Origin of the sequence: Parvibaculum sp., assembly GCF_030651915.1 — a bacterium.
Taxonomy (GTDB): domain Bacteria; phylum Pseudomonadota; class Alphaproteobacteria; order Parvibaculales; family Parvibaculaceae; genus Parvibaculum.
Genome location: NZ_JAUSBV010000005.1, coordinates 86,762 through 107,045 on the forward strand (window position 1 = coordinate 86,762; position 20,284 = coordinate 107,045).

19 protein-coding genes are annotated in these 20,284 nt (G+C 61.9%); 11 read left to right on the top strand and 8 right to left on the bottom strand.

From position 1 onward, the window contains the following. Positions 1 to 16: 16 nt before the first annotated feature. Positions 17 to 1,510: a leucyl aminopeptidase gene (locus tag Q7V31_RS04855; protein WP_304732711.1), complete on the bottom strand. Its 1,494-nt coding sequence runs from the start codon at positions 1,508 to 1,510 to the stop codon at positions 17 to 19. 265 nt (positions 1,511 to 1,775) lie between these two features. Here Q7V31_RS04855 and lptF point away from each other — a divergent pair, with 265 nt between their 5' ends. The 7 genes from lptF to Q7V31_RS04890 all read left to right on the top strand — a co-directional run bounded on the left by lptF (position 1,776) and on the right by Q7V31_RS04890 (position 10,880). Next, positions 1,776 to 2,927 (top strand): LPS export ABC transporter permease LptF, encoded by a 1,152-nt coding sequence (gene lptF / locus Q7V31_RS04860; protein ID WP_304732712.1) that lies wholly within the window; start codon positions 1,776 to 1,778, stop codon positions 2,925 to 2,927. Next, entirely contained in the window at positions 2,924 to 4,018 is a 1,095-nt protein-coding gene (gene lptG / locus Q7V31_RS04865; RefSeq protein ID WP_304732713.1) for an LPS export ABC transporter permease LptG, read from the top strand. The genes lptF and lptG overlap by 4 nt, the downstream gene beginning before the upstream one ends. A gap of 110 nt (positions 4,019 to 4,128) precedes the next feature. Next, a complete protein-coding gene (locus tag Q7V31_RS04870; RefSeq protein WP_304732714.1) occupies positions 4,129 to 6,318 on the top strand; it encodes an LPS-assembly protein LptD in 2,190 nt (729 codons plus the stop codon). Between the two features lie 168 nt (positions 6,319 to 6,486). Next, positions 6,487 to 7,821 (top strand): peptidylprolyl isomerase, encoded by a 1,335-nt coding sequence (locus Q7V31_RS04875; RefSeq protein ID WP_304732715.1) that lies wholly within the window; start codon positions 6,487 to 6,489, stop codon positions 7,819 to 7,821. Between the two features lie 57 nt (positions 7,822 to 7,878). Beyond that, positions 7,879 to 8,889 carry a 4-hydroxythreonine-4-phosphate dehydrogenase PdxA gene (gene pdxA, locus Q7V31_RS04880; RefSeq protein WP_304732716.1) on the top strand — a complete coding sequence of 337 codons (1,011 nt, stop codon included), beginning with the start codon at positions 7,879 to 7,881 and terminating at the stop codon, positions 8,887 to 8,889. Next, complete coding sequence (gene rsmA, locus Q7V31_RS04885) at positions 8,886 to 9,728, top strand: 16S rRNA (adenine(1518)-N(6)/adenine(1519)-N(6))-dimethyltransferase RsmA (RefSeq protein ID WP_304732717.1); 843 nt, start codon at positions 8,886 to 8,888, stop codon at positions 9,726 to 9,728. Before pdxA ends, rsmA begins: the two co-directional genes overlap by 4 nt. 102 nt (positions 9,729 to 9,830) lie before the next feature. Continuing rightward, positions 9,831 to 10,880, top strand: a complete 1,050-nt coding sequence (locus Q7V31_RS04890) for an alcohol dehydrogenase (protein ID WP_304732719.1) — start codon at positions 9,831 to 9,833, stop codon at positions 10,878 to 10,880. Positions 10,881 to 10,903: 23 nt separating this feature from the next. Here Q7V31_RS04890 and gmk read toward each other — a convergent pair whose 3' ends face one another. From gmk to fabD, 7 genes are all read right to left on the bottom strand, one after another. Then, the gene (gene gmk / locus Q7V31_RS04895) at positions 10,904 to 11,542 is read right to left on the bottom strand and encodes a guanylate kinase (RefSeq protein ID WP_304732720.1); all 639 of its coding nucleotides are present in this window, start codon (positions 11,540 to 11,542) and stop codon (positions 10,904 to 10,906) included. 10 nt (positions 11,543 to 11,552) lie between these two features. Further along, a complete protein-coding gene (locus Q7V31_RS04900) occupies positions 11,553 to 12,443 on the bottom strand; it encodes a YicC/YloC family endoribonuclease (RefSeq protein ID WP_304732721.1) in 891 nt (296 codons plus the stop codon). 78 nt (positions 12,444 to 12,521) lie between these two features. Further along, on the bottom strand, positions 12,522 to 13,532 hold the full coding sequence (mltG, locus tag Q7V31_RS04905) for an endolytic transglycosylase MltG (protein ID WP_304732722.1): 1,011 nt from the start codon (positions 13,530 to 13,532) through the stop codon (positions 12,522 to 12,524). A 68-nt stretch (positions 13,533 to 13,600) separates the two neighbouring features. Then, complete coding sequence (gene fabF, locus Q7V31_RS04910; protein WP_304732723.1) at positions 13,601 to 14,857, bottom strand: beta-ketoacyl-ACP synthase II; 1,257 nt, start codon at positions 14,855 to 14,857, stop codon at positions 13,601 to 13,603. Positions 14,858 to 14,960: 103 nt separating this feature from the next. Continuing rightward, on the bottom strand, positions 14,961 to 15,200 hold the full coding sequence (locus Q7V31_RS04915; protein ID WP_304732724.1) for an acyl carrier protein: 240 nt from the start codon (positions 15,198 to 15,200) through the stop codon (positions 14,961 to 14,963). 255 nt (positions 15,201 to 15,455) lie between these two features. Next, on the bottom strand, positions 15,456 to 16,193 hold the full coding sequence (gene fabG, locus Q7V31_RS04920) for a 3-oxoacyl-[acyl-carrier-protein] reductase (RefSeq protein ID WP_304732726.1): 738 nt from the start codon (positions 16,191 to 16,193) through the stop codon (positions 15,456 to 15,458). A gap of 10 nt (positions 16,194 to 16,203) precedes the next feature. Beyond that, the gene (gene fabD / locus Q7V31_RS04925; RefSeq protein ID WP_304732727.1) at positions 16,204 to 17,145 is read right to left on the bottom strand and encodes an ACP S-malonyltransferase; all 942 of its coding nucleotides are present in this window, start codon (positions 17,143 to 17,145) and stop codon (positions 16,204 to 16,206) included. Between the two features lie 343 nt (positions 17,146 to 17,488). Here fabD and rpsF point away from each other — a divergent pair, with 343 nt between their 5' ends. The 4 genes from rpsF to Q7V31_RS04945 all read left to right on the top strand — a co-directional run bounded on the left by rpsF (position 17,489) and on the right by Q7V31_RS04945 (position 20,284). Then, the gene (rpsF, locus tag Q7V31_RS04930; protein ID WP_304732729.1) at positions 17,489 to 17,986 is read left to right on the top strand and encodes a 30S ribosomal protein S6; all 498 of its coding nucleotides are present in this window, start codon (positions 17,489 to 17,491) and stop codon (positions 17,984 to 17,986) included. Further along, the gene (gene rpsR, locus Q7V31_RS04935; RefSeq protein WP_304732730.1) at positions 17,983 to 18,225 is read left to right on the top strand and encodes a 30S ribosomal protein S18; all 243 of its coding nucleotides are present in this window, start codon (positions 17,983 to 17,985) and stop codon (positions 18,223 to 18,225) included. The genes rpsF and rpsR overlap by 4 nt, the downstream gene beginning before the upstream one ends. A 23-nt stretch (positions 18,226 to 18,248) precedes the next feature. Continuing rightward, positions 18,249 to 18,860, top strand: a complete 612-nt coding sequence (gene rplI, locus Q7V31_RS04940) for a 50S ribosomal protein L9 (RefSeq protein WP_304732731.1) — start codon at positions 18,249 to 18,251, stop codon at positions 18,858 to 18,860. A 176-nt stretch (positions 18,861 to 19,036) separates the two neighbouring features. Beyond that, positions 19,037 to 20,284: a cyclopropane-fatty-acyl-phospholipid synthase family protein gene (locus Q7V31_RS04945; protein WP_304732732.1), complete on the top strand. Its 1,248-nt coding sequence runs from the start codon at positions 19,037 to 19,039 to the stop codon at positions 20,282 to 20,284.

A 20,284-nucleotide genomic window follows, 5' to 3' on the forward strand; every position in this document is an offset into this window, starting at 1 on the left:
TTCTGTCACTGAACTGTCACGCTTCGTAGTGGTCGGCAACCAGACGATTCAGCAGACGTACGCCCCAGCCCGAGCCCCAGCTCCGGTTGGTCGCGGTCTTGGGCGAGGCCATTGCCGTGCCGGCGATGTCGAGATGGGCCCAGGTGGTCTTGTTGACGAAGCGCTCGAGAAACTGCGCAGCGGTAATCGAACCGCCATCGCGACCGCCGGTGTTTTTCATGTCCGCGAACTGCGAGTCGATCTGCTTGTCGTAGGCTGCACCCATCGGCAGGCGCCAGACCTTCTCGCTTTCGGCCTCGCCCGCGTCCGCCAATTGTTTCGACAGTTTGTCGTTGTTGGAAAAGAGACCGGCGTACTCCTTGCCGAGCGCGACCATGATGGCGCCTGTCAGCGTCGCAAGATCGACCATGAATTTCGGTTTGAAACGATTTTGCGTGTACCAGAGCGCATCGGCGAGCACGAGACGGCCTTCGGCATCGGTGTTGATGATCTCGATGGTCTGACCCGACATGGAGGTGACGATGTCGCCCGGCCGCTGCGCTTTGCCATCCGGCATGTTCTCGACGAGGCCGATGACACCGATCGCGTTGACCTTGGCCTTGCGCGTCGCAAGTGTGCGCATCAGGCCGGTGACGCAGGCTGCGCCGCCCATGTCGCCTTTCATGTCTTCCATACCCGCTGGCGGCTTCAGCGAGATGCCGCCGGTGTCGAAACAGACGCCCTTGCCGACAAAGGCCACTGGCTTCTCGCCGGCCTTGCCGCCCATCCAGCGCATGACCACAAGCTTGCTCTCGTGCTGGCTGCCATAGCCGACGCCAAGCAGTGAACCCATGCCGAGCTTCGTCATTTGCGCCTCGCCCAGCACCTCGACCTTGAGGCCGAGCTTCGACAGCGCGCTGGCGCGTTTGGCGAATTCGCCAGGAAAAAGAATATTCGGCGGCTCGTTGACCAGATCTCGCGCCAAGAACATGCCATCGGCAATTTTTGCCAGCGTCGCATAGTCCCTGCGCGCAGCGACCGCGGCGCGCGTCATCACGATCAGCGATTTCAGGCTGACGGCTGCATCGTCGGCTTTCTTCTTCGTCTTGTATTTGTCGAAGCGGTACGAACGAAGCTTGACGCCGAAGGCGACGCGGGCGGCAGCCTCGCCGGCCGGCAGCTTGGCGCCCGATATGCCATCCAGAACGATCGACAGCGAGGTTTCCTTTGACTTTTCGAGACGGCCGAACAACTCGCCGCCCGCCTTCTCCAAGCCCGCGGCAGAGAGGTCCGCCGATTTCCCGAGGCCGACAAGAATGAGGCGACTGGCATTGACACCACGCGGCCCCATCACCTCCAGCATGGCGCCGACCTTGCCGGAAAACCCGGCGGCCTTCATTGCCCGCTTCAGCGCGCCACCCGTTTTGGCGTCCAGATCGGCTGCGGCGCCACGAAGGGCCGCGCCTTCGGTCACCAGGACAGCGAGCGCGCCCGATTTTGCGAGCGAGATGTCGGCGAAGGAAATATTCATCTATGCCTCTCTTGATTAGCTTTACGTCCGGTTTCGGGCGTGCGACTCACCGATTCGCATGATCACCGGTCCGGAAAAGGCCCCCTGCCGCCTTTTCCCGCCCGTCGAAATGGGATAACCATTTCTCTCAATAGAGCCCGACAAACCGCCGTACATCCTAGCTGAATCGCCGGCAAGGGAAAGCCATCGCCGACCGGGCAGGCAACAGACCGTCCGGACGTTTCCACAAGCGCAGAGACCAGATTTCCGGGCGGGAGCCGGACTCATGCTGAAGGGCCTATCGCGGTACATATTTTTGCAGGCGCTGGGGCCGCTCGTCCTGGCGACTGTGGTGCTGACCGGCATCGTCTGGCTGACACAGGCGTTGCGCATGCTCGATGTGCTGATCATGCAGGGACAGACTCTCGTGACATTTTTTCAGCTCACCGCACTCGCCCTGCCCAGCACACTCGTCATCGTCCTTCCAATCTCGCTCTTTTGTGCGCTGCTCTATACGCTGCACAAACTGATCACCGACAGCGAAATCGTCGTAATGTTCTCCGCTGGCGTCAGCCTGTGGTCGGTCGCACTGCCTATCCTCACAATTGCGTTTGCCGTGTCGGTCCTCGTGCTTTCCTTCAGCGTCTATGTCGCACCGGCGGGGTTGCGCGAACTCAAAACCCGCCTCTATGACGTCCGAACCGATGTCGCGTCGTCAATGATCCGGGAAGGCACGTTCACCAATCCGACCGCGGGATTGACTGTCTATGTGCGGGATCGCGCAGCGGACGGAACCACGCACGGCATCCTGGTCCATGATGGCCGCAATCCCGCCGAGCCCATTACCTACATGGCTGAGACGGGCAGTCTTGTAAAAGGACCAAGGGGTCCACTTCTGGTAATGTTCAACGGCAACATCCAACGCGTTTCGCGCGGCGCCGGCAAGGAGATGGGCGCGGCAACGCTACTTTATTTCGACAAATATACTTTCGATATGTCGGCTTACATTCAAGATCATCCAGCGGTCGTCTATGTAGGCCGCGAGCGCTATTTCAGCGAACTCATCAATCCGGCACCGGACGATCAATATGGGCAGTTGCGACGCGACAAGTTACGGGCGGACGCTCATGAACGGCTCGTGGAAGGCATATATCCGGTAGCGCTGGCGTTGATCGCTCTTGCGGCGCTGTTGCCGGCGCCATTCAATCGGCGTGGCTATGCAATGCGGATGGTGGTGGCGGCGGGCGCGGCCTTGGGGCTGCGGGTCGTCGGATTTGCGCTCGCCAATGCGTCCCAGAACAACTTGGATTTCGTTCCCCTGGTATATCTCGTACCTATTGCGGCATGTGCCATTTCGCTTGCCGCACTCGGCGGCGTGCGCTTCGGCCGGACTCTGCGATGGCTGCCGCGGCGTCCCGGCAGAGAGAGACGCGCATGAACATGTCATGGACGCTTTCACGCTATCTGGCCCGGCAGTTTTTCACCGTCGTGCTCATTACCTTTTTCATCTTTCTTACGCTCATTTTCATGCTTGGGCTGGTCGAGCTACTTCGGCGGAGCGCCGAGAAACCGGACATTTCGTTCGGGCTAATTGCATCAATGGCGTTGTTGGACCTGCCCCGGATCGGCGGAAAGACGCTTCCCTTCGCTTTTCTCTTCGGTGGTATGGCGGCATTTCTGCGGCTCAGCCGCAATAACGAACTGGTTGTTGCGCGGGCGGCCGGCGTGTCGGTCTGGCAGTTCATCACCCCGGCACTCGTTGTCTCCTTTGTCATCGGCTCATTTGTTGTGATGGTCTACAATCCAATTTCGGCGACGCTGGCCACGCAATTCCAACAACTGGAGTCGAAGCATCTCAGTCAACGGTCGAGCTTCCTTGCTCTTTCGTCAAACGGGCTATGGTTGCGTCAGGCCGATTCGACCGGCCAGTCGGTTGTCCACGCCCTGCGCATCGGCGAGCAGGGCATCGAGCTCTATGACGTCACGATTTTTCTTTACAGCAATGCCAATGCTTTTCTTGGACGAATCGACGCGCGCGAGGCGGTGCTGAAAGACGGGTATTGGGCCCTCGGGGACGTGTGGATTCTGCTGATCAACGACCAGCCACGCCGCTATGAGACCTACCGGCAGGAAACCTCGTTGACGGCCGAACAGGTGCATGACAGCTTCGCAAGGCCCGATACGATTTCGTTCTGGGACCTGCCGCATTTCATTCAGACCGCCGAAGCAGCCGGCTTTTCGGCACGGCGATATCGGCTGCATTTCCACCAGATACTGGCCACACCCGTATTGCTCTGCACCATGGTGCTGGTTGCGGCCGCATTTTCGATGCGCACGGCGCGCTTCGGAGGGGTCGTTCAAGTCATCCTCGGCGGCATATTTTCCGGCTTTCTGGTCTATTTTCTTGGCGACCTGTCGCTCGCCCTTGGCCTGTCGGGGATATTGCCGACACTGCTGGCGGCCTGGGCGCCGTCGGCTGTGGTGATGCTTTTGGGGCTTGCTGTTCTCTTTCACCTCGAAGACGGTTAGATATTGGGCGGTACCGGGTGCGAATCCGGGGCAGTTGGGGGCGGGACGCAAACGTGACATGGGGGCGATGGATGGAGACTGGCGGCCGCTGCCGAGGCAATGGCGCGCTCATGGTTGGCGCGGCGCTGGTATTTTGCCTGCATGGCGCCGGCCCAGCGGTGGGTCAGGCCAATGTGCAAACCTTGGCGGGAGGCCCTGAGCAGTCGTTTCAGCAGTCCGGCGACGTGCTGATGCAGGCCGACGAGCTGGCCTATGACCGCAACGCCCGACTGGTCACGGCGACGGGGCATGTCGAAATCGCCTTCGGGAGTCGCGTGCTCCTGGCCGATCGTGTGACTTATGACGAGTCAACAGGTGTGGTGACGGCCGACGGCAATGTCGTATTGCTCGATCCGCAGGGCGAGGTTGCCTTCGCCGACCGTCTTGTTCTTCGGAATGAGATGAAAGACGGCGTGATCCAGACGCTCCGGATATTGCTGAGCGACAATTCCAAACTTGCCGGACACGACGTCGTCCGCACCGGGGGCAACATGACGACGCTGCATCGCGGCGTCTACAGCCCTTGCGATATCTGCGAGGAAAAGGGACAGACCACTCCGCTTTGGCAGATCAAGGCGTTCCGCGTCATCCACAACAAAGAAGAACAACGCATTATCTATGAGGATGCCTATCTGGAATTCTTCGGCATTCCTGTCGCCTATATTCCGTTTTTCTCCCATCCCGATCCGACCGTAAAGCGGCAATCCGGTTTTCTGCCCCCAAAACTCGCGAGCTCGACCGACCTCGGCCAGGAAGTGGAAATTCCCTATTACTGGACGATCGCACCCGATAAAGACGTGACGCTGATGCCGCGTTTTACGACCAAGGAAGGTATTATCTACAAAGGTGAGTATCGACAGCACGTTGAGAGCGGGAAGTTCAAGATGTTCGGGACCGGCACATGGCCACGCACCCAGACAGCGGGCACGCCGGGCGACGCCGATTTTCGAGGCAGCCTGTTCGGCGACGGCGATTTCGTCATTGATGACAACTGGCGTTGGGGGTTTCGTTCCGAGCTCACGACCGACGATACCTATCTGCGTAAATACGACCTGTCGTCGGCGACCGATCTGATCAGCAACGTAAATGCGCGCTATGCCAACGGGCGCAACAGCTTTACGGCGGACGCTTATTACTTCCGTGGACTGCTGGCGGCGGATCAGAATGCCACGACGCCTTGGGTCGCACCCATCCTGCAGTATAATTATTTCTATCCCGAACAAATCGCAGGCGGGCGTGTGGGCTTTGCAGCCAATGCCATGGTGCTCGACCGCGAACAAGGCGCGAGCTCGCGACGTCTCTCCGCCCAAGTCGACTGGGACCGACGTGAGACGACCGCAGCCGGGATCGTTTACCGGCTTTTCGCCAATCTTCGCGGCGACTTCTATTCGGTGAGCGACGTACCCAATCCGGCGCTGCCGGGCACAACTTTCGATAGCACGACCATCGCCCGCGGCCTGCCGACGATCGGGGCCGAGTGGAGCTTTCCGATGGCGCGCTCCGACGATCGGTTCCGGCAGGTCGTCGAGCCCATCGTTCAACTCATCTATTCGCCCGACGTCGGCAACACTGTTAAAATCCCCGATGAAGACTCGCTGAGTTTCGAGTTCGACGATACCAATCTCTTCTCTGAAAACAGGTTTGTCGGTCTCGATCGCTGGGAAACTGGCGCCCGCGCCAATGTCGGCGTGCGTTACGCCGTTTTCACACCGAGCGGTGGACAGGCATCGGCGCTGCTGGGGCAAAGTTTTCGTACTAACGACAATACGAGCTTGGCGCCCAGCTCGGGGCTCAGCGACCAATCTTCCGACTATGTCGGCGGCCTCAGCGTTGCTCCGTCGAACGACCTTCTGTTGACTTATCGCTTCCGGATCGACGACGAGCGGTACAAGATACGGCGCAACGAGGTTAACCTGATGGGTCGCACCGACCGTGTGAGCGCGCAATTCGGCTATGCTTACTTCGCGGCCGACCCGTCGGTTGCACTCGCGTCCCGCGAGGAAGTCTTTCTCGGCGGTGTCCTGAAACTTGACGAATACTGGCGCCTATTCGGACGAACGCGGCACGATATCGCCAATGACCGGGCCATCGCTAACCGAATCGGATTTGGTTATGAGGACGAATGTTTCGACTTCTCGGTCGCCTTCAACCAGTCATTCATCCGCGATCGCGACATTGAGCCGGAAAGTTCGGTAATTCTGCAGATTACGTTCAAAACGCTGGGCACGGCGCGGGTGGCCGGCAGGCCACAGGTCGACTGATGACGCGCAGTCCGCAAGCATTTGAAAGCGGCCGCTTTTTAGTGCTCCGCGAACGAGCGGGGACAGGTTGATTAGAGGCCTGATTCAAGTATTCTGTCGCCCAGCGGATCGGGAAAACCCGGCACCACGCTCTAACCGGAGGGGCCTTCGGCCCTCATGAAAGTTACGATGACGTCAGACATGCTTGCGAGCGCCAACACGCCCGCCGGAGGCCATTGTTATCGGTCAATACGCGGCATTGTGCTGGCTTGCTTCGTCGTTTCAGTCGCCCTGTCCGCCAAGGCAACCATCGCCCAGAGCGCCGACCAAGCGGCGGACTCGCAGGCAATTGCAGCAATCGTCAACGACCAGATCATTTCGTCCTACGACCTCGAGCAGCGGGTGCGGCTGGTCATGGTGAGTTCGGGGATTCCAAATACACCCGAAAACGTGTCGCGCATCCGGGGTCAGGTTTTACGCGCGCTGGTCGACGAATATCTGCAGACACAGGAAGCGCGGCGGCTCAACGTCAAGGTCGAAGAAGCCGAACTGAGTTCCGCGCTCGAAAGGATTGCGCAACGATCGAATATGACGGTCGCACAGATCGAGCAGTTCCTGCTGGATGGCGGCATTTCCAAATCGACGTTGGAAGCGCAGATTGCAGCCGATATCGCTTGGCAGCGTGTCGTTCAGCAACAGTTCGGTGGGATGGTGACCGTCGGCCAGAATGAGATCGATGAAGTGTTACGCCGGCTGGAGGAAGAGGCTGACCAGCCCCGTTACCTCGTGTCGGAGATTCTTATCACCTTCGATGGCCCCGCTCACGCCGAGGAAATTGCCGCGGGGACACAACGCCTTGTCGAGCAGATGCGCGAAGGGGCGCCCTTTGAGGCCGTGGCCCGGCAGTTCAGCCAGTCCGCTTCAGCCGCCAATGGCGGCGACATCGGATGGGTACATGCCAGCCAGCTTCCTGCCGGCGTCAGCGACGTCGTGGCAAATATGCAGACCGGCATGATCTCGGATCCGATCCGCACGGTGAACGGATTTTACATCGTCCATGTTCGCGCCATGCAGACGGGCATCGGCGGCGACCCGATGCGCGACCAATACTCACTGATGCAAGTGGTCCTGCCGCTGACGCCGGACGCGGAACCGGCAGCCGTCGCCCGGCGTGCGCGCGAAGCGGAGGAGTTCAGATCTCAGGTCACGTCCTGTGAAGACGCGCCTGCGCTGATCCGCAAGTATCTGAGCGGCACATCGTCGCCGCCGCAACAAGTGATCGCCGGAAACCTCGAACCACGGATCCGGCAGGCGCTGGCCAATGTTCCTGTCGGTCGCGCGACGGTTCCGCTCCGGAGCGACCGCGGCGTCGAAATGCTGGTCATCTGCGGACACCGGCCGACACAAGGCCAGATGCCAACGCGCGAGCAGATCGACGACACGCTATATGAGCAACAACTGTCGATGATGGGACGACGCCACTTGCGCGACCTGCGCCGCGACGCCGTCGTCGTTTACCGCTGAGGACGGGCCGGAGCCTTACTCCAGCCCTTCGCCGAAGCCCGAAGGGGTGCGCCAGCCATGTCGCGCGTTGCAGCATCCAGCGGCATTTTACCCTTGGCCCTGACCATGGGAGAGCCGGCCGGCATCGGCCCCGAGATCACGCTCAAGGCATGGCGTTCCAGGGAAGGCATGTCATTGCCTTGTTTTTTTGTAACCGGCGACCCGGCGCTTTATCGCGCCCTCGGCGGACCGGTGCAGGAAATCCGACGGGCCGAAGAAGCGATCGACGTTTTTCCGCGCGCCTTGCCTGTGCTGCCCGTGCCGTTGGCCGAGATGGCTGAACCGGGACGGCTTGCGACTGCCAACGCAGGCGCTGTCCTCACCGCCATCGATCTTGCCTGCGATCTCGCCATGCTGGGCGAAGCGGGCGGCATGGTCACAAACCCCATTCACAAGAAAACACTTTATGATGCCGGACTGGAACTGCCGGGCCACACAGAATATCTCGCGGCACGGACGGGCGGCGCTCCCGTCGCGATGATGCTCTCCTGCCCCGGCTTGCGCGTGGTGCCGGCGACGGTACATCTGTCGCTCAAGGAAGCCGCAACGACATTGAGCATGCCCGCCATCGCGGCGCAGGGAACGATCCTGGCGCGCGCGCTGCGTGACGATTTCGGCATCGTTCGCCCGCGCATTGCGGTGGCGGCGCTCAATCCTCATGCCGGCGAAGGCGGGCATCTCGGCCGCGAAGAAATCGACATCATCGCACCTGCAATCGATGCCATCCGTGCCGCGGCGCCCTATGTCGAGATCTGGGGACCGGCGCCGGCCGACACGCTGTTTCACGCGGCGGCGCGGGCGCGCTACGACGCCGTGCTCTGCATGTATCACGACCAGGCCCTGATTCCGCTCAAAACCATCGATTTCGAGCATGGTGTCAACACAACGCTGGGGTTGCCGATTATCCGCACTTCGCCCGATCACGGCACGGCACTCGATATCGCCGGGAGTGGTACCGCTCATGCGGGCAGCCTTGTGGCGGCACTTCAGGCCGCCGGTGAAATGGCGCGCCGGCGGGCGCACGCATGACCGGGGTGGCGCTGCCGCCACTGCGCGACGTCATTGCCCGCCACGGGCTCGCGGCGCGAAAAGCGCTTGGACAGAATTTTCTGCTCGACCTGAACCTGACAGGACGCATCGCCCGGGCGGCCGGTCCCCTGGAGGGGCATGACGTCATCGAAGTGGGCCCCGGGCCGGGCGGGTTGACGCGGGCGCTGCTCGACAATGGCGCACGGCGCGTTATCGCCATAGAGCGCGACAGGCGCTGCATTGCGGCACTGGAAGAGGTTGCCGCTGCCTATCCGGGGCGGCTGACGCTTGTCGAAGGCGACGCACTGGAAACAGAGATGGCTTCACTGGTCGACCGCCCTGCCCGCATCGTTGCCAACCTGCCCTACAACATCGCCACGCCGCTGCTTGTCGGCTGGCTTCAAACCGAGCCATGGCCGCCGTGGTTTTCGAGCCTGACGCTGATGTTCCAGCGGGAGGTGGCCGAGCGGATCGTCGCCGTGCCGGGCGGCAAGGCCTATGGGCGACTTGGCGTCCTGGCCCAGTGGCGGACCCGGCCCCGCATTCTGTTCGATGTGGATCGCCGCGCCTTCACGCCACCGCCATCCGTTACCTCCTCGATTGTCGAGCTCGTGCCGCGCGACACGCCGCTGGCTCCCGCTGACCCGCGCGCGCTCGAAACGGTGGTTGCGGCCGCCTTCGGCCAGCGACGGAAGATGTTGCGTGCCAGCCTGAAATCGCTGGGACGCGATCCGGCATTGATGATCGAGGCGGCCGGCGTTCTGCCGACGCAACGCGCCGAGGAATTGACCGTCGAGCAGTTCTGCGCGCTGGCTCGCGCTTATGTTCAGGGACCCTGAATTTTCTCGCCGAGGTTGTGAGCGTCGCCGCCGCATGCCACATTAGCGGCCAATCTGCTGTCGCAAAGCTGCGCCGCGCCGAAACTCCCGGGAGACGACCCTATGAAATCCGAAGCCATTGTCGAGTACGGCCAGGCGCTGCATATCGTCGAAAGTGAAACGCCCAAGCCGAAAGGTACGGAAGTTCTGCTGAAGGTGACGCATTGCGGCGTCTGCCACTCGGACGTGCATATCCATGACGGATATTTCGATATGGGCGGCGGCAACAAACTCGATGTGCGCGGCGGGCGGCAACTGCCTTTCACACTGGGCCACGAGATCGAAGGCGAAGTGATCGCCGCGGGGCCCGAGGCCGGCGATGTCGAAATCGGAACGCGCCGTGTCGCCTATCCCTGGATCGGCTGCGGCGAATGCCCGACCTGCAAACGCGGCGACGAACATCTGTGCAACAAGCCGCGCAACCTCGGCATTCAAGTGGCCGGCGGCTACGCCACTCATGTCATCGTTCCTCACCCGCGCTATCTGATCGATTATGCGGGCGTCGCAGACGGGCTGGCTGCTACCTACATGTGTTCGGGTCTGACGGCCTATGGTGCGATGAAGAAGCTCGGCGAAATTTCCGCCGAAGAGCGCGTGATGGTAGTCGGTCTGGGCGGTGTCGGCATGATGGGCCTTCAGTTCGCCCGTGCGATGTTTCCCGCAGCACCGCTCGGCGCGGATGTCGACGACAGCAAGCTGCAGGCGGCCAAGGGCGCGGGAGCGCATGAGGTCTACAATCCGAAGGACCCCGAGGCGATCAAGAAAGTGCTGGCAGACACGAATGGTGGCGTCCCGGCGGCGGTCGACTTCGTCGGTTCGGAAGCGTCGTTGAAGTTCGCAACCAGCATCGTGCGCAAGGGCGGCCAGGTGGTCATCGTCGGCCTTTTCGGCGGTGGCTTCTCGATGCCCATTCCGATGTTTCCGATGCGGGCCATCTCGATCGGCGGATCCTATGTCGGTTCGCTTGGCGAGACGCATGAGATGATGGAGTTGGTGAAGGCCGGCAAGATCGACCCGATCCCGGTCAGCGAACGTGCCCTCGGGCAGGGCTCGCAAGCGCTTGACGATCTGCGCAAGGGCGGCGTGATGGGACGAATCGTTCTGAAACCCTGACCTTCCGCACCCCGGGGCGTTGCTCAGAGTGCTTCGCGAAGCTGCTTTACGAAATTGGACAGGCCCGTCAAACGGCGGCGCTTCAAACGCTCGGCGCGCAAAATTGCAAGCAACGCAGCAAAGGCCCTGTCTGCATCGTCATTGACGACGATGTATTCATATTCCTGGTAGTGGCTTATTTCGTCCGATGCCTTTTCCATGCGAGAGGCCACGACATCTGCCGGATCCTGCGCACGCCGCTCAAGGCGCTTTTCAAGCTCTTGCGCCGAAGGTGGAAGGATAAAGACCTTGACCAGATCTTCCGGCGCGGTTTCGTCGAGCTGTTGCGTTCCCTGCCAGTCGATGTCGAACAGAACGTCGCGGCCTTTGGACAGCGCCTCCTCCACCGGCTGGCGCGGTGTACCGTAATAATTTCCAAAGACCTTGGCGCTTTCGAGGAACTCGCCCTTGTTGCGCATGATCCCGAAATCTTCGGTGCTCAGAAAGAAATAGTCCTTTCCATCGACCTCGCCCGGTCGCGGCTTGCGGGTGGTCGCGGAGACGGACATGTCGATCTCCGGATCGCTCTCAAGGAGCCGGCGCGAGAGCGTCGTCTTGCCCGCACCGGAGGGCGAGGAGAGAACCAGCATCAGACCGCGGCGATGAATGTCGATTTCTGTCATTTCAGGCCCGTCATTCCACGTTCTGGACCTGTTCGCGAAGCTGATCGATGGCGGTCTTCAACTCCAGGCCAATACGGGTGAGGCCGATGTCGGCGGCTTTGGAACAGAGCGTGTTGGCTTCGCGATTGAATTCCTGGGTCAGAAAATCGAGACGTCTGCCGGCCGCCTCGGTGCCGGCAAAGATGTCCCGCGCCTGCGCGATGTGGGCATTGAGACGATCGATCTCCTCGCGCACATCGGCCTTGGTGGCGAGCAACGCCGCTTCCTGAGCCAGACGTTCTGCGGAAAGCGAGGAGGAAGCGCTGAGAAGTTCACTGATTTGCGCCGACAGGCGGGTACGCATCGCTTCGGCGGTCGCGGCGGGCGATGCCGCAGCCGCCTTCGTCAGACGTTCGATTTCATCGACATGGGCCCGGAGCATGGTTTCGAGCTTTGCCCCTTCTTCGGCACGGGCGCGGGCCAGCATTGCCGCCGCCTCGCCAAAGGATATGACAACAGCCTCCTCGAATGCCTGACGCACCTCTTCGCTTTCCTCGACAATATCAGCGCTTTCGAGCACACCCCTCAGGGCCAGAATACCTTCAGGTTGCGGCGGTTTCATTTCGATATCGCGCCGCAGCTCGACAATGGCTTCGAGCACAACGCGCAGCGCCTCCTTGTTGACGCGAAGCGGCGCAGGTGCCGCGCTCCGGTCGACAGTGAGGCTTGCCTGGCAATTGCCGCGCTTCAGATGTTTTGCCATTTCAGCCCGCAATCGCGGCTCCACCGCATCGAAGCCCGCCGGCAACCGGAACCGCGCATCGAGCCCCTTGCCATTGACGCTCCGCAACTCCCAGTGCCAGCGCGCGAGGCCCGCTTCGCCCTCGACGCGGGCAAAACCTGTCATGCTGGTCAGCGGCATTGGGTCTCCTTGGCGGGAATCATGGATACTGGCGGGCCGATTATAGCAGGCGACAGACGCAAACCGGCGTCCGACGCGTCATCGGATCGCTTCTTTTTCGACGCTTCCCCGGGCCTTTTCACGTTCGATCCGCCGCCATTCCAGCACACGGCGCTGATGTTCAGCCAGCGTCCGGGAAAAGACGTGGCCGCCCGTGCCGTCGGCGACAAAGTAATACTCGTCCGTTACGGGCGGGTTCAGAACGGCCTCGATCGACGCCCGGCCGGGATTGGCAATGGGCGTCGGAGGCAGGCCGTCGATCTGATAGGTGTTATAAGCGGTCGGTCTGTCGATCTCGCTGCGACGGATCGGACGGCCCAGTGCGCCCTTCCCGCCAACCAACCCATAAATGATTGTCGGATCGGATTGCAGGCGCATCGGTTTGCGGAGACGATTGACGAATACGGCCGCGACGCGCGGACGCTCGGAAGCGACGCCCGTTTCCTTCTCGACGATGGAGGCCAGAATGATCGCCTCTTCCGGCGTGTTGAAAGGCAGGTTTTCGGCGCGGGCCGCCCAGAGCTCCGCCATCAGATCGCTCGCGGCCTTCTGCATCAACACAACCAGTTCGGCCCGCGTCGCCCCGCGCGTGAAGCTGTAGGTTTCAGGCAACAAGGCGCCCTCCGGCGGCGTCCGCGGCACTTCGCCAACGAGGATCGGATCTGCGGCAACGATCAGCATCGCCTGCTCGCTGGTGCGCCCTTCGGGGATTGTGATGCGATGAAGGATCGAACGGCCCTCGCGCAGGATGCCGACGATCGCCGACATGCTGGCATAGGCGGGAATTTCATATTCGCCGGCCTTCAGCGTCGCATCGGCCTTGCTGAGGCGCACGCCCGCCAGAAAAATTTGCCGGTCGGAGATGACCCCCGCCTCGTCGAGCCGGGTGGCGATGGCGCGGACGCCCATGCCGGGCGACAGCATGACGATGCGCGGTTCCGCATGCGGTCCCGCCGCCTCGAAACGATGCTTGCCATAGAGAAACAGGGCGCCCACCGTCAGTGCGGCCAGCGACGGCAGGACGATCAAGGCGATCAGAACAAGGCGCATGATGCGCCGCCGAGGTGGGGCTGCATTAGCGGCGGCAGCGGGAACTTCCGGTGTGTTTTCCCCGTCCGTCAACCGGTGACCTTTTTCACCACCAGCGAGGCGTTGGTGCCGCCGAAGCCGAAGGAGTTGCTGAGCGCATAGTTGACCTCCTTCTTGCGGGCCTTGAGCGGCACGAGATCGATCTCGGACTCAACGGAGGGATTGTCCAGATTGAGCGTCGGCGGGATGATGCCATCGCGAATGGCCAGCATGCAGAAGATTGCTTCAACGGCGCCGGCCGCGCCGAGCAGATGCCCGATCGAGGATTTGGTCGACGACATCGAGACCGTGCTGACCGCGTTGCCAAGCATGCGCGTAACGGCGCCGAGTTCGATCGTGTCTGCCATGGTCGAGGTGCCATGCGCATTGATGTAGTCGATATCCGACGGCGAAATGCCGGCGCGTTTCAGCGCGGCCTGCATCGAACGGAAGCCGCCGTTGCCGTCCTCCGGTGGTGCCGTAATGTGATAGGCATCGCCGGAAAGGCCGTAACCGGCGACCTCGGCATAAATCTTCGCGCCGCGCGCCTTGGCATGTTCATATTCTTCAAGCACCACAACACCGGCGCCCTCGCCCATCACAAAGCCGTCGCGATCCTTGTCATATGGACGGGACGCGCGCTCCGGAGTGTCGTTGTAGGCGGTGGAGAGCGCGCGGCAGGCCGCAAATCCGGCGATGCCGATGCGGCAAATTGCCGATTCCGCGCCGCCCGCAACCATCACATCCGCATCATCGAGCGCGATCAGACGCGCCGCATCGCCGATCGCATGAGCGCCGGTCGAACAGGCCGTGACAACCGCATGGTTCGGGCCCTTCAGCCCGTGCTGGATCGAAACATAGCCCGACGCAAGATTGATCAGCCGACCGGTAATGAAGAAGGGACTGACACGGCGCGGGCCCTTGTCGCGGAGTGTATAGGCCTCTTCGGCGATGCCTTCGAGGCCGCCAATCCCCGAGCCGATCATCGTTCCGGTGCGGCATTTTTCTTCTTCGGTCGCCGGGTGCCAGCCCGCGTCGTCCAGTGCTTGCGTCGCGGCACTCACCGCGAAAACGATGAAATCGTCGACACGCCGGGATTCCTTCGGGTCCATCCAGTCGTCCTGGAGGAACGCCCCCTCGCCTTCGCGCGGGACAGGCATCGCAATTTTGCAGGGAAGATCGGCGGTCTCGAATTTTTCGATCTTGCGGGCCGCGGACTCACCGTTGAGGAGCCGGCGCCATGTGGTTTCAACGCCGCAACCCAGCGGCGAGACCATACCCAATCCAGTGACGACGACGCGTCTCATATCGATCCCAACTCCACATCAGAGTCCGAAAACGGCGCGAAGTTGCAAAGATACGAGGCCGGGTGCGATTTGCGCGCCCGGCCCTCGTACCTTGCACACAAAATCAGGACTTGGCGTTCGCCTTGACGAATTCGATCGCGTCCTTGACGGTCAAAATCTTTTCCGCCGCATCGTCCGGGATTTCCACGCCGAATTCTTCTTCGAACGCCATGACCAACTCGACATTGTCGAGGCTGTCGGCGCCGAGGTCATCGATGAAGCTCGCGCTCTCGGTGACCTTGTCCGGATCGGCGCCCAGGTGCTCGACCACGATCTTCTTCAAGCGTTCCGCGATATCACTCATTTTAAATCCTCAGATCTTTTGGTTTCGACCGGCCTCTAGCACCCTGCTGCTCGCTTCATGCGGCGAGGAACGGATACTGTCGATTTCGGCGGAAAGGATGCCCCTCTTCTGGCCCATTTCAAGGCAGGACCGCAAGCCAAATCGAGCGCTTAGGTAACACACTTTTCAACCCTGCACCAGCGAACGAAAACTTCGCCCGCCCGTGTCTATGGCACTGTATTTACTAACATTTTTCTGCCGCATCGTCGCGATGCGTCAGATCATCGCCATGCCGCCGTTGACGTGGAGGGTCTGCCCGGTCACGTAGGCCGCCTCTTGGCTCGCCAGATAGACCGCGGCGGCGGCAATTTCGTCGGCCTCGCCAAGACGGCCCGCAGGGATCGTCCCCATGATGCGGGCCTGCTGGTCTTCGTTCAGCGCGTCGGTCATGGCGCTGCGAATGAAACCGGGCGCGATGCAATTGGCGGTGATGTTGCGGCTGGCGACTTCCTGCGCCAGCGACTTCGTCATGCCGATCATGCCGGCTTTTGACGCCGCGTAGTTGCCCTGACCGGGATTTCCCATCACACCGACGACCGACGTGATGCCAATGATGCGGCCCCAGCGTCGTTTCATCATGCCACGCAGAACGCCACGCGAGAGGCGGAAGGCCGCCGTGAGATTGACGCGAATGACCTCGTCCCATTCCTCGTCCTTCATGCGCATGAAGAGGTTGTCGCGGGTGAGGCCCGCATTGTTGACGAGAATGTCGAGGCTGCCCATCGCTTCCTCGGCCTGCTTTGCAAGCGCGTCGACGGCTGCGGCATCGGAGAGATTGCAGGGCAGCACATGCGCCCGCTCGCCGAGCTCACCGGCCAGTGCATCAAGCGCTTCCTTGCGGGTGCCCGAGAGGCCGACCGTCGCGCCCTGACGGTGAAGGGCACGAGCGATGCTGGAGCCGATGCCACCCGAAGCACCTGTGACAAGAGCGCTTTTGCCGCTGAGATCGAACATCATGGGCTCCTTAAAGGATCTTGAGAATGGCCTCGACATCGGCCGGAGTGCCGACGGCGTGAATTTCGGGTTCCTTGGCGATACGCTTCACCATGCCGGAAAGCGCCTTGCCTGTGCCGATCTCGACGAAGCCCGAAACGCCCTGCGCTTCCATGTAAAGCACAGATTCGCGCCAGCGCACCATGCCGGTCACTTGCTCGACCAGAAGCTGGCGGATGGTCGCGGGATCGGCAACACGGGAGGCGGTCACATTGGCGACCAGCGGCACGACGGGCGCTTTCAACTCCACCGAGGCCAGCGCCTCGGCCATCTCGTCGGCGGCGGGCTGCATCAATGCGCAATGAAACGGCGCGCTGACGGGCAGCAGCATGCTGCGCTTCGCGCCCTTTGTTTTTGCGATTTCGATGGCGCGCTCGACAGCCGCCCTGGCGCCGGAGACGACGACCTGTCCGCCACCATTGTCGTTGGCGGCCGCGCAGACTTCGCCCTGCGCCGCTTCGGCCGCGACCTCGGCGGCAGCCTCATATTCAAGGCCCAGAACGGCCGCCATCGCGCCGGCACCGACCGGGACCGCACGCTGCATGGCCTGCCCGCGGATCTTCAGAAGGCGCGCCGTGTCGGAGAGCGTGAAGGCGCCTGCCGCGGCCAGCGCTGAATACTCGCCGAGCGAATGGCCCGCCACGAAAGCCGCCTTGCCGGCGAGACTGACGCCACCCTCGCTTTCCAGCACACGCATCACGGCAAGGCTCACGGCCATGATCGCCGGCTGGGCGTTCTCGGTCAGGGTCAGGTCCTCCTGCGGGCCTTCCCACATCAACTTGGTGAGGTTCTGGCCGAGCGCCTCGTTGACCTCGTCGAAGACCTCACGGGCGCTGGCAAACGCCTCGCCCAGTTCGCGGCCCATGCCGACCGTCTGGGACCCTTGTCCCGGAAAGATGAAAGCCCTCGTCATCGACGCTCCCCGCTCCTGCCACCCGGCTCGATATCTGGCTGATTTCCAGACCTTTTTCGATGTCCGACGGGTGCCGGACCGGAGCGCCAAGAAATACCGGCTGGCGACCCCGAGTCAAGCCACGGCGGCGACCATTTGATCCTTGCCTCGCCCCCGCTTTTCCGTATATTGCGCGGCTTCTGAAGGCCTTGGTTGGAGGCTGAACGGAACACCGCGCCCAAGGGCGCGGCAGGGCATGCAAGTCCGGGTTCCGGTGTCTCCGCTTCTTTGGTGGTCCTTTCGAGCCTTTTGAGGGCTCAAAGGGGGCTTTGCACCGGGGCCGGATACAACAGGAAAAAGGCTCATGGCTCTTTACGAGCATGTTTTTATTGCGCGGCAGGACGTGTCGCAGCAACAGGTCGAGGGGCTCACCGAGCAGTTCTCGACCATCATCAAGGAAAATGGCGGCCAGATCGGCAAGGCCGAGTATTGGGGTCTTCGCAACCTCACTTACAAGGTCCGCAAGAACCGCAAAGGCCATTACACGCTTTTGAACATCGATGCTCCGCATGCGGCCGTTGCCGAAATGGAGCGTCAGATGGGCATCAACGAAGACGTGCTGCGCTTCCTCACCGTGCGTGTCGAAGAGCATGAGACCGAGCCGTCGGCCGTGATGCAGAATCGTGGCGACCGCGGCGAGCGTGGAGATCGCGGCGACCGTGGCGATCGCGGCGGCCGTTTCGGCGACCGTGAACGCAGCGACCGCTTCGGCGGCGACCGTGGTGGCAGCCGCTTCGGCGGCGACCGCGAGCGCGCACCCCGTCGCGACCGTGAAGACACAGAAGGAGGCGCGGCATCATGAGCACGTCACAACCTGCACGCCGGCCTTTTTTCCGCCGCCGCAAGACCTGCCCGTTCTCCGGCGCCGATGCTCAGAAGATCGACTACAAGGACGTGAAGCTTCTGCAGCGCTACATCTCGGAGCGCGGCAAGATCGTCCCTTCGCGCATTACGGCCGTGTCGGCCAAAAAGCAGCGTGAACTCGCCCGTGCCATCAAGCGCGCGCGCTTTCTCGCCCTGCTTCCCTATGTGATCGGCTAAGGCCCGGGAAAAGGAAAACAACGATGCAAGTCGTACTTCTGGAACGGGTCGAGAAGCTCGGTCAAATGGGCGAAGTCGTCAAAGTCAAAGACGGCTTCGCGCGCAACTTCCTGCTGCCGCGCAAGAAGGCTCTTCGCGCCACCAAGGAAAACATCGCTCGCTTCGAAGGCCAGCGCGCCCAGCTTGAGGCGCGCAACCTGGAACTGAAGAAAGAAGCCGAACAGTTTCTTCCGAAGGTTGCGGGGCAGTCGTTCATCGTGCTGCGCCAGGCCGGCGAAACCGGCGTTCTCTACGGTTCGGTCAGCACGCGGGATATTTCCGATGCGATGACGACGGGCGGTTTCACGACCGCGCGCAACCAGGTGGTGCTCGACAAGCCGATCAAGACGATCGGCCTGCACCCGATCCGCATCGTGCTGCACCCCGAGGTGTCGGCGACGATCACGGTCAATGTCGCGCGCACCGAAGAAGAAGCCAACCGGCAGATGGCGGGCGAAGATCTGACGCAGCGCCACGACGACGACGACGAAGAAGCCATCGAGGCGGCCGCATTCTTCGAATCCGAGGAGCTGGCGCCGCACGACGAGGACGAGGCCACCGAGGGTGAGCCGGAAGCCGCGGAAAACAAGGAATAGAGTTTCGTCCCTTTGCGGGACCGGACTTTCGAAAGGGCGCTCCCGAGGGGCGCCCTTTTTCTTTGGGCGCTTGCATGTGCGGCGCGATTAAACTTAGATGATCAAACGGAAACGGTCGCGCCGCACGGCAGACCGAGGACCTGATGTTCAGGCGAACCTCGGTGCAGGAGGGTTCGATGCTGTTCAGTTCGCTTCTCAGACAAATCGTCAAACGCGGTGCGCTGACGGTGGTGAGCGCAAATGGCCGGATACGCGAGTTCGGCGACGGGCGCGGCGTGCGCGTGACCGTTCGGCTGCACGACAAATCCGTCGGCACCGAGATGGCGTTCAATCCCTATCTCAAACTCGGCGAAGCCTTTATGGACGGTCGGCTGACCATCGATCCGCCGGCGACGATCTATGAATTTCTCGACATCCTGACGGCCAATCTCGGCACGCGCTTCGCCGGTCCGATTTTTGAAGTCTATGGCGCCTTGCGACGCGCCAAACGGCGCATCGACCAGCGCAACCCGATCGGCCGCGCGCAGAAAAACGTCGCCCATCACTACGATCTCGACGGCGGCATCTACGATCTCTTTCTCGATGCCGACAAGCAATATTCCTGCGCCTATTTCGCGCAAGCCGACATGACGCTGGAAGAGGCACAGACGGCCAAGAAGCGCCACATCGCGGCGAAACTGCGCATCGAGCCCGGCATGCGCGTGCTCGATATCGGCTGCGGCTGGGGCGGCATGGCGCTGACGCTGGCGGAGGAAACCGGCGCCGAGGTTGTCGGCGTGACGCTGAGCCACGAGCAGCACAAGGTCGCCTGCCGCCGCGCCGAGGAACGCGGGCTGACGGGCCGCGTCGATTTCCGGTTGCAGGACTACCGTGCACTGACGGAAAATTTCGACCGTATCGTCTCGGTCGGCATGTTCGAACATGTCGGCGTCGGACATCACCGCGAGTACTTCAACCGCGTGCATGACCTGCTGACGGATGACGGCGTGGCGCTGATTCACACGATCGGGCGGCTCGACGGGCCCGGCTCGACCAATCCGTGGATCGCCAAATATATCTTTCCCGGCGGCTATATTCCGGCCTTGAGCGAGATCACCAGCGCGGCGGAACTGAGCGGCGTCTGGATGACCGATGTCGAAGTGCTGCGGCTCCACTATGCCGAAACGCTGCGCGAGTGGCGGCGGCGCTTCATCGAAAAGCGCGACACGGCGGCGCATATCTATGACGACCGCTTCTGCCGGATGTGGGAATTCTATCTCGCCGGTTCCGAAACCTCGTTCCGCAACGAAGGCATGGCCGTGTTCCAGTTGCAGCTGGCGCGCAACATCGCGACGCTGCCGCTGACCCGCGACTACATGATCGAGGACGAACGCGCACTCAACGCGGCGGCGCATGGCGCGCGGCAGCTGCGCGCCAGCGACTGA